Genomic DNA, 13,479 nt, shown 5'->3' with positions numbered 1-13,479 from the left:
GGAGGCGCCGGGTGGGCCAGGCGGCGTCGAGGGGGAGGTAGGCGGCTCCGGACTGCAGGATGCCGAGGGCGGCGACGGCTTGTTCCCAGCCCTTGTGCATGACGATGGCGACGAGTTCGCCGGGCTTGGCGTTCCGGTCGGTGCGTAGGTGGTGGGCGATGCGGGCGGCGCGGGTGTCGAGTTCGGCGTAGGTGAGGGTGCGGTCGGGGGTGAGGACGGCCGGGTGGTCGCCGCGGTCGCGCAGCGGGCCGCCGAGTTCGTGCAGCAGGGCCTGGGGGAGCGGCCCGTCGGTGGCGTTGGCGGCCTCCCGCGCCGCGAGATCACTGGCCGGCACCAGGTTCAGGCCACCGGTCTCCCAGAGGTCCGGTTGCTGCGCCAGGTCCTCCACCAGCCCCGTGAAGGCGGAGAAGGCGGTGTCGATCAGGCCGGGCGGGAACAGTTCCTCCACCACGCCCCAGTGGACCCGCAACTCCCCCTCCACCTCGAACACCTGGCACTCCACGGCGACCTGCGGCGCCGACGCCGAGAGGTGGCTCAGCCCCCGGTACCACTCCGGCAGCCCGTACGCGTCCAGGTCCGGGCCGCCCAGCACGGCGTCGAACACGTAAGGCACCGCCGCCGGGCCGCCGCCCGACCGCCGCGCCAGTTCGCGCAGCACCCGTACGCCGCTGAACGCCCGGTGCGCGAAGTCCGCCCAGAAGCGCTCCTGCACCGTGCCGATCCGTTCCCGTACGGGCTCCGCGGCGTCGTCCGCGACCTCCAGCAGAAGCTGGGAGGTGAAGGCCCCGAGCGCCCGGTCCAGCCCGGGAAGCAGGGACCGGTCGTTGACGGTGACGTTCAGCGTGCAGCGGTCCTGCCCGGACCAGGTGCGCAGCACCGCCCCGTACGCCCAGCACAGCGCCATCGAGGGAGTCAGCCCGCGGTCCAGCGCGTGCCGCCGCAGCCGCGCCCATGCCGCCCCGTCCAGCCGGAACGTACGGGCCGACGCGCGCGGCACCTCCACCGCCTCCGGCGCCACCCGCATGGGCAGGGCGGGCGCGTCCGGCAGGTCCGGCACGCGGGTCAGCCAGTACTTCCACGCCGCCGCGAACGCCGGGCCGTCCTCCCGTTCCTCCAGCGCCCGCACCCACTCCCGGAACCCGGCGTCCGGCACCGGTTCCGGCTCCCGCCCCGCGGCCGCCGCCAGCCACTCGCCGAGCAGCCGCCGGATGCTCGGGCCGTCCGCGACCAGCAGGTCCACGGTCAGGTGCACCCGGCTGCGCCGCGCGTCGAGCCGGGTGACGGCCACATCGAACAGCGGCCAGACGTGCGGCGCCCGGTCCCGGGCGCGGAACTCCTCGCGCAGCGCGTCGAGATGCCGCTCCCGTTCCGGCTCCGTGCGGTCGCGGAGGTCGTGCCGGGCGATGCGGTACGGGGGCGTCTCGCTCTCCGGGAGGACGCGCTGCCGGGTGCCGTCCCCGGTGCAGACGGTACGCAGCATGGGGTGCCGGGCGATCATGGTCTGCCAGGCGGCCTCCAGCCGCTCCACGTCCAGGTCCTCGGCGTCGAGTTCGACCAGGCAGACGGCGGGGGTGGCCAGCGGGTAGTCGCCGCTGCGGCCCAGGAGATAGGCCTGCTGGAGGTCGGTCAGCCCGAAGGGCTCGTGTCTTCGTTCCGGGCCGGGCGCGACCGCCCGGGCCGTGCCGCCGCTCGCGTTCCCGTCCCCGGCCCGGCCCGGGGCTTCACCCGGTTCTCCGGCGGACGGGCCGCCGGCACCGTCGCCCGGCCTGCCGCCCGGCCCGTCCGCGGCGCCCTCCACGGGGGCCTGCACGGCCGCCTCCGGCAGCCGTTCCGCGAGCCGCGCCGCCAGCTCCCCGGCGCTGACCGGCCCCCGCAGCGTCTCCAGCTCCGTGTCCAGCCCCAGACAGGCGTCCAGCACGGCGTTCAGCTCCACCGCGGCCAGCGACTCCAGCACCGCCGGCGTCTCCGGCCCGGCGTCCGCGCCGAGCGCACCGGCCCGTACCAGGAAGTCCCGCAGGGCCTCGGCGAGGAGCCGCCGCCGCTCGCCGGGCTCCGTCTCCCGCCGCAGCCGGGCGGCGAACTCCGGCGCCGTCAGATCGGTTCCGGCGGGCTCCGGGGAATTGACAGCGTCCATCGCGACTCCTCGGCGTGCGTACGTCCAGGCAGACCGGTGGTCACGGTTCCGCCGCCGACTGCCCGGGCGGAACGCCCGGGCGGTGCGGCGTGGGGTGGTAGCCGTCCGAGTACCCCCGTCCGGCGCGCGGCGATGGCGCGCACGGGGCGCCGCGTGCGGCATGCGCCGCCGGACGGCGCGGGCCTAGCGTGCGCCGCGAAGCGTGCCAGAGCCCGCAGGGCTGCCCGAACCGACCCAGCCGGTCGTACGGCGCGCCGGCCAGCCCCGGCCCCCGCGCACCCGGCCGGGCAGGAGGCCGGTGTCCCGTCCCGACCGCGGCGCGGAGGTTGCCGTGTCCCCCGACCATGCCCGGTACCGGAGATTCGCCGTCGCGGACGTCCCGGACGCCCCGCTCACCGAGCAGTTCCGCCGGGCGCGCCCGGACGCGGGCCTGACCGTGCTGGACTTCGCCCGCGGCCCGCGCCGCATCCGCTGGCGGGAGCTGGCGGAGCTGGCCACGGACGCCGCCCGGGTCCTGCGGGCCCGCGGCGCGGCCCCCGGCGACCGCGTGTGCCTGCTCGCCCCCACCTCCGCGGACCTGCTGGTCACCCTGGCGGGAGTCTGGCGGCTGGGCGCGGTCCCGGTGCTCATGCCGCGGCCGCGGCGTGCGGACACCGACTCCTTCGTGGCCGAGATCCGGCGCCGGGTGACGGCCGCGGCCCCCGCGCTGCTGGTCACCACCGAGGAGCAGGCGGCGCTGCTCTCCGGACGGATCGCCGCACCCGCCGTGAGCCTGGACGAACTGCGCCGCAGCACCGCGGGCGCCGGGCGGCCGGCGCCGCCCGTACCGTCCGCGGACGCCGTCGCGCTGCTCCAGTTCACCTCCGGCACCACGGCGGCCTCCCGCGCCGTGCCGGTCACGCACGCCCAGCTCGCCGGCAACATCGCGGCCGTCGGCGAACGCGCCGGAGTCGGACCGGACGACACCATGGTGAGCTGGCTGCCGCTCTACCACGACATGGGCGTGGTGACGCTCGGCGGCATGGCCGCCGGCGGCGCGGACGTGGTGCTGATGGCCACCGAGGACTTCCTGCGGCAGCCCGCCCGCTGGATGGGCGCGGTCAGCGAGTACCGCGGCACCTTCACCGCCGCGCCCGACTTCGCGTACGGCCTGGCCGCGCGGGTGCAGGCGCTGCGGCCGGCCGCCCTGGACCTGTCCTCGCTGCGGGTCGCCGCGAACGGCGCCGAGGCGATCGACGCCGAGGCGCTCTCCCGTACGGGGAAGGTCCTCGGCGACGCGGGCCTGCCCCCGCACGCGCTGTGCCCGATGTACGGGCTGGCCGAGGCGACGCTGGGCGTCACCGGGAGCGCCGGCGACGAGCCGGTACGCGTCCTCGGGCCCGGCGACGGGCCCGCGGCGCCCGGCGCCGCGGAGGCCGGACACCCCCGCCCGGAACGCCGGCTGGTGAGCTGCGGACCGCCGCTGCCGGGCACCGAGGTGCGCATCGAGGCCGCGGGCACGGCCGACGGGCTCGGGCTTCGCGAGGACGGGCTGCCGGAGGACGCGGCCGGGGACGGGCCCGTACGGGTGCTGCCGGACGGCGCGGTCGGCGAGGTGATGGTGCGCGGCCCGGGCGTGACCCCCGGCTACTGGACCGCCGGCGGCGGCACCGACCCCGGCGGCACCCGCGGCGACGGCTGGCTGGCCACCGGCGACCTCGGCTTCCTCGACGGGGGTGAACTCTTCGTCTGCGGCCGCATCAAGGACATGGTCATCGCCGGCGGCAGGAACCTCTACCCGGAGGACTACGAACTGGTGGCGGAGAGCGTGCCCGGGGTGCGGGCCGGGAACGTGATCGCCTTCTCGGTGCCGGGGGAGGAGCGGATGGTCGTGGTGGCCGAGGGCCGGGACGACGACGTGGCGGCGCTCGGCCGCCGGGTGCTGGACACGCTGCGCGAGGCCGTCGAGCACGCGCCGCACGAGGTGGTGGTCATCGCGCCGGACAGCCTGCCGAAGACCTCCTCGGGCAAGCGCCGCCGCCTGGCGGCCCGGGCCCGCTACGCGTCGGGCGCCCTCGATGTCCTGCACACGGCCCGCTGAGCGACGGCCCGCTGAGCGTGCGACCGCGCCCCGCGCCTCAGCTCGCCGGGCCGGTGGCCGCGCCCCGGGCGTCCGCGGGAACCGCCGTCGCGAGGGCGCCCGTGGCCTCCGCCGGGTCGATCAGGCCGGTCCGCATGCCCAGGGCCACCGCCATCGTGCGGTTGTGGCAGCCCAGCTTCACCAGGATGTTGGCCACATGGCGCTTCACGCCGTGCTCGGTGATGCGCATGCTCCGCGCGATCTCCCGGTTGCTCAGCCCGTCCGACATCAGCCGGAGCGTGTCCAGCTCACGCGGGCTCAGCCGCGGTGCCGCCGGTGGCCCGTGGAGGCCCGGTTCCGCGGCGAGCGCCAGCAGTTCGCGCATGGTGTCCCGGGAGAGGGCGACCACGCCCTCGCCGCCGGCCGCCAGGGTGGCGGCGAGCGCCCCCTCCGACAGGTCCGACTCGCGCAGCACCGCGTCCACCGGCAGCCCGGCCGCGATCCGCAACTGCTCCCGGCCCAGGCTCTGCACCAGCAGCACCAGCCGGCTGCCGGGGTGCCGCAGCAGCGGGCCGAGCCGGTGCACGGCACCGGACAGCGCCGCGGAGGAGAGCAGCACGGTCACCGGCGGGCCCGCTCCGGGCAGGGGCACGTGCTCCGCGTCGGGCACCGCGACGACCTCCAGGTCGGGGCAGGCCTTCTCGAGCATGGACTGCACGCCGCGGCGTGTCACGGTACGGGGTTCTACGAGCACTGCTGTCGGCCTGGGCAAAGCATTCCCTCGCCATGAACGGTCGGTCGTGCCGTGTTCGGTCGGCGTCCGAAGCCGGGAGTGTCTGTCGGGGCGTCCTTGTGGGCCCCTCAAGCTGATCACACGCCGCTGGCACGGGGATGGCACGGCGCTGCGAAGCCGGGCCCCCGCGATCGCCCGTACGGCCGGTGTCGCGGGGGTCCGGTGCTGTCCGTACGGCCGGTGCCGCGCCCGCGTCCCATCTCTCCCCGGTGCGCCCGGCGCCGCCCGTTACGCCGACGGGGCCCGGGGACGTGCCCCGGGCCCCGTGCGCGTACGGGCCGCGGCTCAGCCGAAGGCCTCCGGCCGGGACCAGTTGGTGCCCTCGCTGCCCGAGCCGATCACCTCGTAGGAGTCGCCGAGTCCGGCCGGGCCGCCGCGGTGCAGGATCACGTCCCCCGCGGCGTTCATCGCCCAGATGTCGGGGACGCCGTCGCCGTCGACGTCCGGGGTGCCCATGACCAGCGGGAGGGCGTCCGTGCCCCAGGAGTCGGCGTACACCTCGTCGCCACCGGTCCGGGAGGTGTGGGCCAGGCCCAGGGAGAGCACGTCGGTGTGCTCGCCGTCCGGGCCGGGCTTCCCCTCGCGCAGGTAGAGGTGCCCGGTGCCGTACTTCCGGAACACCAGGTCGGCGGTGCCGTCCCCGGTGACGTCGCCGACCATCACCAGGTCCCGCTCGTGCCAGGAGTCCACGGTCATCCGGTGCGCGGAGGCGAAGCTGCCGCCGCTGTAGCCGGTGAAGATCCACAGCTCCGGGCCGCGGTTGGCGAAGAGCTCGGGGTGGCCGTCTCCGGTGACGTCGCCGACCGAGAGGATCTGGGTCAGCTCGTCCGCCGGCGGGGCGTCGTCCGGCAGCAGGACACGGCGGCGCCTGCTCACGTCGAAGCCGCTGTAGCCGTCGCCCGGGTAGATCCACAGGTCGCCGTCGATCCGGGCCACAAGGTCCTGGATGCCGTCCGCCGCGAACCAGTCGCCGTGGTGGGTGATCAGGGCGCCGTCCCAGTAGCCGTCCGGGGTGGGCTCCGGTGCCCCGCCCGCGGTGGTGTAGGAGGCGTCCATGCCGGAGTGCAGGTCGCCGCGATCGCTGCCGGGGAAGGCGGTGAGCCGCCCGTCGGCGTCGACGGTGAACAGGTCCGGCCGGCCGTCGCCGGTGGTGTCGCCCGGCGCGTCCACGGTCCCCCGCGGGGAGACGTAGAAACGGTACGAGGTGGGCGGGGAGGTGTTGCCGACGTCGTCGACGGTGCGTACGTAGAGCACGTTGGGGCCGGCCAGCGGCGGCTCGACGGTGAGGGTCACCTCGGCTCCCGGGGCGTCCGGCGTCACGGAGGAGCCGAAGCCCGTCCAGTTGACGCTGTACTCGTAGCGGGTCGCGTCGGGGTTCTCGTCGCTGCCGAGGGTGATCTCGCCGGCGCCGCCGAACCGTACGGACGACCAGGCCGCGTCCGTGCCGTCGGCCTCCGGGAAGTCGGTGGAGGACACGGTGGGGGAGGGCGGCGCCTCGTGGTCCACGACGAACCGGCACGGGTCGGAGCCGGGCGGTGCGTAGGAGGTCACCGCGCCGTCGGTGTCCTTGGCCCGCACGTCCCAGGAGTAGAGCTCCCCGTGGGTGAACTTCTCCCAGGGCGCGGTGACGGACGCGTACCGCTCGCTGTCCGGGGTCAGGTAGGTGTTGACGATCTGGCCCTCGGCGTAGTGCCCGGTGCGCCAGACGCGGAAGTGCAGCTTGCTGAGGTTGCCGTCCGGGTCGGTGCCGCGGGCGCGGAAGGTCAGGTCGGACTTGCCCACCGTGGACCAGGGGCTGGAGGTGTCGCAGTCCGGGCCCGGGGTCATCGAGAGGTGGTTCGGCAGGTACGGCTTCCGGTTGTACTCCAGCTCGATGTAGGGGGAGTTCTCGCCGTTGGCGCGGAACTTCTTCCAGGCGTGGGTGTCGCTCTCGTCGGCCGCGCGCAGCCCGAGGGTCAGGGTGTTCCAGCCTTCGTCCGCGGCCTGCTGGGCGGCGGAGCCGATGTTCATCGCCACCCACTTGTCGGGGCAGGAGCCGGCCTTGTAGCCGTGGCCGTTGCTCTGGCCGGCGATCTTCCGGCGCCACCGGGGCTGGTTGTTCCAGGAGCTGGAGGAGTCGATCCGGCCGGTCAGCCACAGGTCGTACCGGCGGGAGCTGCATCCCCAGGAGTACGTCTGCAGGGCGCGGAAGCGGGCCGACTGGATGTCGGCGCCCTCCAGCTTGCCGGCGAAGTCGAAGGTGAAGACGGAGCGGGAGAGGCCGTCGGTGGTGGTCTCGAAGCCGACGCGGGCCTCGTTGGTGCCGTCGTTGTAGTTGCGGCCGTTCCAGAAGCTGGAGCCGGGGTGTGGCTTGTAGAGCAGCGTCCAGTTGTTCTTCCGCCCCTTGAAGGAGGGGTCGACGAAGACCGGGTAAGTGGTGTCCTCCGCGTCCAGGAACGCGCGGTCCGGAGTGAGCCGCAGCTCCGTGCCGTCCTCCAGGACCGCGGGGACGACGGAGTCGTGGCCGCCGGGCTGCGGACCGGCGAGGCCGTCCAGCCGCAGGGCGGCGGGGGTCTCCGCCGGGGAGGCGGCGGGCGACGGCTCTTCGCCGACCGTCACGGCGGGCTCGCCGGCGGAGTCCCAGGCGAACGGGGTGGGGGCGGCGGCCACTTCGGTGCCGTCCGCGTCCAGCGCCCGCAGCACGTCCGTCGGCCCGTCCATCCGGAAGGTGAGGTCCGGGGACGTGAGGCGGTAGCGCAGGTCGTCCAGGAGCGGGTCGGCGGCGGCCTCCCGGTCGTGCACGATCAGCACCTGGGAGTAGCCGCTGTCCCGCGCGGTGAGCAGCAGGTCGATGCCGGGCCGTACGTCCCGGTAGAGCGCCCGGGCGCCCTCCACGACGGGGGCGGGCAGGGCGCCCGGCCAGTGCAGGGTCATCTTGTGCCCGTCGCTGGTGAAGGTCACCAGCGGGCTCCACGCCGGCCCGTCGGCGTCCCGTACGGCGCCGGCGGGTCGTACGGCACCTGCGGGCCGCGGGGCGCGGACCGGCCGCAGCGGGGCCCGGCCGGAGCGGGAGGCGCGCTCCCCGTCCTCGGTCCGGGTGCCGGCGCTGAACAGCAGGGGGTCGTTCACCGCCTTCGGCGCGTAGCCGCCCTCGACCTTCCGCAGGGTGGTGTCCACGGGCCGCCACGCGCCGTCCACCCGGGCGCGGACGGTGTCGCTGTACACGCGGGTGCGGAGGCGGCCGGAGGGCAGCGCCCAAGTGGTCGAGTCGGCGGTACGGGCCGCGGTGGCCTCCACCGTCTCCCCGGTCTGCCGGGCGCGCCGCAGGGCCTCGTTCTTGTCCAGCGGCCCGTCGGCCCGGGCCGCGGCGTCGTCCCGTGCCGGCGCCCCGTCGTCACCGAGGACGTGGACGCCCAGCGGCACCAGGACGGCGGCGGCCAGCAGCGCCCCCAGTGCGGCGGTGGTACGGCGGCCGGGGAGCCGCCGGCGGAAACGGCTCGCACGTCCCGGCGGATTTCCCGATTCCGTTTCTCTTCCGCTTTCGCTGCCGGTCTCCCCGGAGTTCTCCGCGCCGTTCTCGGCGGCCATGTGTCCCTCTCCCCCCGCGGGCGCCGGAATTGACGCGCTCGATGCCCTCGGTCCTGCCAGTGACGACCGCCGTACGCCTCTCCCCGGCATTCCGGCGGCGAGGAGAGCATGGCTCATCTCCACGGTTTCGTCACGCCTTCCGCGTGCACCCGTGGACCCGCCGGTCCTCTGCCGGCGCAGCCGCCGTACGGGTCCGGAACCGGAATCCGGCAGTCCCGTCGCGCCCTGGAAACCGTCAAAAAGGTGCAGGCCGGGCCGGATTGGGCCGCTTGCTGTCCGGACAAGAGGATCTTGATGGCGTGGTGTCCCCTTTTGCCGCGCATCCGGTCAGGAGCGCGGACAAGAAGCGAGCTTTCCCCGACTCGCGCAATTCCTGTGCCCATCACGGGAATTCACCGCAGTGCCGCCCGTGACATATCTCACGGAAACTGTGATCGATGTGGCAACTCTGTGAAGGCGCCTGCATAGTTCGTGCGGTTGTTTGTCTTTTCCGTGGGGGCGAACGGTGCGTTCCCCGCACGGTGTTGTGGGGGGTCCTTGTGTTCACGTCCCTGACGCGGGAACGGTTCCGTCGCCCGGGATGGCAGGAGCGCAGAACGGCGCGCCGCCGCCGTTCCGCACGGGGCGCCGCGATGGCGCTCTCCGCGCTGCTCACCGTCACGCTGCTGCCGTCCGCACCCGCTTGGGCGGTGCCGCCGGACGAACCCCGCAGCGGGCCCGACCTGGTCGACCTCCAGCAGGACGCCAAGGCCGAGCTCGACGAGGAAGGCGCCGCGGCCCTCGGAGAGTGGGCCGGCACGCTGGAGCCCCAGCCGGAGTACGTGCCCACCCAGGTGGACGTGCCCGAGGGCGGCACCGCCAGCGTCCCGCTGGACAGCGCCGGCGAGGAGCTGGTCCAGGCCGGCGACCTGCCGGTGAGCATCGGCAAGGCTTCGCCCACCCCGGAGGACCCCGACCCACCGGAGCCCTCCGGCACCTGGGACGTCGCGGTGGAGCCCCGGGCCACCACCGAGGGCGCCGGCGTGGACGGCGCCCTCATCACCGTCACCCCGCCCACCTCCGGGACCGCCCCGGTCGACGTCGAGCTCGACTACTCGCAGTTCGAGGACCTCTACGGCACCGAGTGGGCCTCCCGGCTGAAGCTGGTGCAGCTGCCCCGCTGCTTCCTGGACAGCCCCGAACTGCCGGAGTGCACCGAGGCCGTCGAGGTCCCCAGCAGCAACGACCCCGCCGAGGGCACCGTACGCGCCACCGCCGACCCCGCGGCCGCCGAGACCGCGGGCGTCTCCACCCAGTCCGGAGGCGGCCCCGTGGTGATGGCCGCCACCGACGGCGCCTCCGGCGCCGGCGGCACGTACACCGCCACCGACCTCTCCCCGAGCGGCTCCTGGACCGCCGGCGGCTCCGGCGGCGGTTTCACCTGGTCGTACCCGCTGGGCACCCCGCCCGCCCCCGCCGGGCCGAAGCCGGAGATCGCCCTCTCGTACTCCTCGCAGGCCGTCGACGGAAAGACCTCCGTCGCCAACGGACAGGCCTCCTGGGTCGGCGACGGCTGGAACTACCACCCGGGCTTCGTCGAGCGCCGCTACCGCTCCTGCTCCCAGGACCGCAAGGGCACCCCGAACAACGACACCGCCGAGCACAAGAAGAAGTCCGACCTGTGCTGGGCCGGCGACCACGTGGTGCTCTCCATCGGCGGCACCACCACCGAGCTGGTCCACGACGACGACACCGGCGCATGGATCCCGGCCGCCGACAACGGCCTCCGCGTCCAGCACAAGAAGGACACCGCGCTCGGCAACGGCGACAACGACGGCGAGTACTGGATCGTCACCGACCGCTCCGGCGCCCGCTACTTCTTCGGCAAGAACAAGGTCGGCGGCGGCCGCCCCGACACCCGCTCCACCTTCACCGTCCCCGTCTTCGGCAACCACGCCGGCGAGCCCTGCCACGCCGCCGGCTACGCCGACTCCTCCTGCACCCAGGCCTGGCGCTGGAACCTCGACCTCGTCCAGGACGTGCACGGCAACGCCATGGTCGTCGACTGGGCCCGCGAGACCAACCACTACGCCCGGAACGGGAAGTTCAAGGACCACGTCTCCTACGTCCGCGGCGGCCACCCGAAGAAGATCGAGTACGGGCTGCGCGCCGGCAACCTCGACGGCCCGCCCGCCGCACGCGTCGTCTTCAGCGTCCGGGAGCGGTGCATCCAGCAGGGCGAGGTCGCCTGCTCCGACGCCGAGTTCACCTCCGAGAACTACGGCGAGCAGCAGCCCTGGTGGGACACCCCCTCCACGCTGCACTGCGCGGCCGACGACGAGAACTGCTACGTCAGCGCGCCCACCTTCTGGACCCGCAAGCGGCTCTCCGCCGTCACCACGTACGCCCCGCGGAGCAAGGGCTCCACCGCGCTGTCCAAGGTCGACCGCTGGACGCTCGAGCACTCCTTCCCCAAGCAGCGCACCGACACCCACCCGCCGCTGTGGCTGGAGTCCGTCACCCGCACCGGCTACGGGCCCGACGGCGACGGCACCACCCTGCCGCCCGTCACCTTCCTGCCCAACGTCGACGACATGCCCAACCGGGTCGCCCGCTCCGCCACCGACCCCACCCCCGACTTCGACCGGCTCCGCGTCGCCACCATCCGCACCGAGACCGGCGGCGAGATCCAGGTCGAGTATTCCCAGCCCTGCGCCCTCGGCGCCTCCCCCGAACCGGCGGACAACGGCACCCGCTGCTTCCCGGTCCACTGGTCCCCGGACCCGGAGCTGGAAGAGCCGGACATCGAGTGGTTCAACAAGTACGTCGTCACCAAGGTCGTGGAGAAGGACCGGGTCGCCCGGCAGCCCGACGTCGTCACCACCTACACCTACGAGGACGACGCCGCCTGGGCCAAGAGCACCGACGAGTTCACCAAGCCCGCCCTGCGCACCTACAGCCAGTGGCGCGGCTACGCCTCCGTGCTGGTGAAGAAGGGCACCACCGCCCACACCGGCGACCACGACGCCACCGTGCAGACCCAGACCCGCACCCGCTACTTCCGCGGCATGTCCGGGGACGCGGGCCGGGCCGTGATCACCGTCGAGGACTCCACCGGGCAGCAGATCGCCGAGGACCTCCCGCCGTACCAGGGCCGCGCGTACGAACAGCTCGTCTACGACAAGGCCGGCGGCACCGTCGAGGCCCGGACCGTCACCCGCCCCTGGGCGCAGCAGACCGCCGCGCGCGCCCGCGACGGCCTGCCCGACCTCAAGGCGTGGCGCTCCGGCACCAAGCGCACCGACGCGGTGCAGTCGATCAGCGGCGACAGGACCCGCACGGTCCGCACCGTCCACACCGTCGACGACACCTACGGGCTGACCGAGACCACCGAACGCCTCACCCTCACCCCCGACGGCAGCGGCGGGCACACCACCGGCGACGAGCAGTGCACCGCGTACTCGTACGCGCACCACACCGGCACGCACCTGATCGGGCTCGTCTCCCGGGAACGCGTCACCGCCGGCACCTGTGCCGAGGCCGCCGCCGCCACCGGCGCGGACGTCGTCTCCGACCGGCGCACCTCCTACGACGCCCTCGACGCCTTCGGGCAGCAGCCCACCAAGGGCCTGCCGCGCCAGGTGGACACCGTCCAGGGCGACGGCAGCGGCTGGGTCACCAGCTCCCGCACCACCTTCGACGCCCTCGGCCGGGTCCGCACCGTCACCGACGCCCAGGGCAACGAGACCACCACCAGCTACACCCCGGACACCGGCGCCGTCTTCACCTCGGAGACCACCAATCCGGCCGGCCACACCTCCACCACCACCGTCGACCCCGGCCGGGGCCTGCCGCTGACGGAGACCGACGCCAACGACCGCACCGTCACCACGGAGTACGACGACCTCGGCCGCAGCACCGCCGTCTGGAGCCCCTCCCAGGACCCGGCCGGCGACAAGCCGAAGGTCCGCTTCTCCTACCAGGTGCGGGAGGACGCCCCCACCGCCGTCACCACCCGCACCCTCCGCGACAACGGCAGCTACGACGACTCGATCGTCCTCTACGACGGCCTGCTGCGGGAGCGGCAGACCCAGCGCGAGGCGCTCGGCGGCGGCCGCATCCTCACCGACACCCGCTACAACACCCTCGGCCAGGTCGCGGCCGTCAACAACGACTACCTGGCCAAGGGCGAGCCGGAGAAGAAGCTCTTCGTCCCCGAGTCCGTCTTCCAGGTGCCCAACTCCACCGAGACCGCCTACGACGGCATGGGCCGCCCGGTGAAGACCACCACCCTCCACGAGGGCGAACCGGACCACTCCACCGTCACCTCCTACGGCGGCGACTGGACCCAGGTCTGGCAGGGCAAGACCGCCGACGGCAGCTCCACCCGCCGCGGCAGCCAGGCCAAGAAGACCTGGACGGACGTGCTCGGCCGCACCTCCCGCATCCAGCACTTCACCACCCGGACGCTCTCCGAGTCGACCGACACCCACTACGCCTACGACCACCGCGGCAACCTGACGGAGGTCACCGACCACAAGGGCAACGCGTGGACGTACACCTATGACGCCCGCGGCCGGCTGACCGACTCCACCGACCCCGACATGGGGGACAGCCACTTCACCTACGACGTGCTGGACCGGCAGGTCACCGCCACCGACTCACGGGGCCGCACCCGCCACACCACGTACGACGTGCTCGGCCGGAAGACCGAGTTGCGGAAGGACGACGCGGGCGGCGAGCTGGTCGCGGAGTGGACGTACGACACCCTGCCCGGTGCGAAGGGGCTTCCGGTCTCCGCGACCCGCTACACCGACGGCGCCGCCTACACCACGGCCACCACCGGCTACGACGCCGAGTACCGGCCCACCGGCAGCCGCGTCACCATCCCCGAGACCGAGGCCACCGAGGGTCTGGCCGGTACGTACTCCTACCGGCAGAGCTACA

5 protein-coding genes are annotated in these 13,479 nt (G+C 74.2%); 2 read left to right on the top strand and 3 right to left on the bottom strand.

Features of this window, described 5'->3' with window-relative positions; all coding sequences use genetic code 11:
- The coding region (locus tag HOY81_RS25560; protein WP_237323074.1) for a condensation domain-containing protein at window positions 1-2,134 on the bottom strand (2,134 nt) is incomplete at its 3' end.
- Window positions 2,135-2,465: 331 nt separating this feature from the next.
- Here HOY81_RS25560 and HOY81_RS25555 point away from each other — a divergent pair.
- Window positions 2,466-4,214: an AMP-binding protein gene (locus HOY81_RS25555; RefSeq protein WP_237323073.1), complete on the top strand. Its 1,749-nt coding sequence runs from the start codon at window positions 2,466-2,468 to the stop codon at window positions 4,212-4,214.
- 37 nt (window positions 4,215-4,251) lie between these two features.
- On the opposite strand, the gene HOY81_RS25550 is transcribed toward HOY81_RS25555, so the two are convergent.
- Entirely contained in the window at window positions 4,252-4,926 is a 675-nt protein-coding gene (locus tag HOY81_RS25550) for a LuxR C-terminal-related transcriptional regulator (protein WP_237323072.1), read from the bottom strand.
- Window positions 4,927-5,271: 345 nt separating this feature from the next.
- On the bottom strand, window positions 5,272-8,553 hold the full coding sequence (locus tag HOY81_RS25545) for a DNRLRE domain-containing protein (protein ID WP_237323071.1): 3,282 nt from the start codon (window positions 8,551-8,553) through the stop codon (window positions 5,272-5,274).
- A 632-nt stretch (window positions 8,554-9,185) separates the two neighbouring features.
- On the opposite strand from HOY81_RS25545, the gene HOY81_RS25540 reads away from it, so the two are divergent.
- A partial coding sequence (locus HOY81_RS25540) for an RHS repeat domain-containing protein (protein WP_368857740.1) occupies window positions 9,186-13,479 on the top strand: 4,294 nt, incomplete at its 3' end.

The organism is Streptomyces sp. JJ36 (assembly GCF_021696945.1).
In the GTDB taxonomy this organism is placed as follows: domain Bacteria; phylum Actinomycetota; class Actinomycetes; order Streptomycetales; family Streptomycetaceae; genus Streptomyces.
This window is presented reverse-complemented; position numbering and strand designations above follow the sequence as displayed.

Excerpts from the sequence above, each read along its gene's own strand:
- HOY81_RS25545 (WP_237323071.1), bottom strand. The coding sequence starts at position 8,553 with ATGGCCGCCGAGAACGGCGCGGAGAACTCCGGGGAGACCGGCAGCGAA.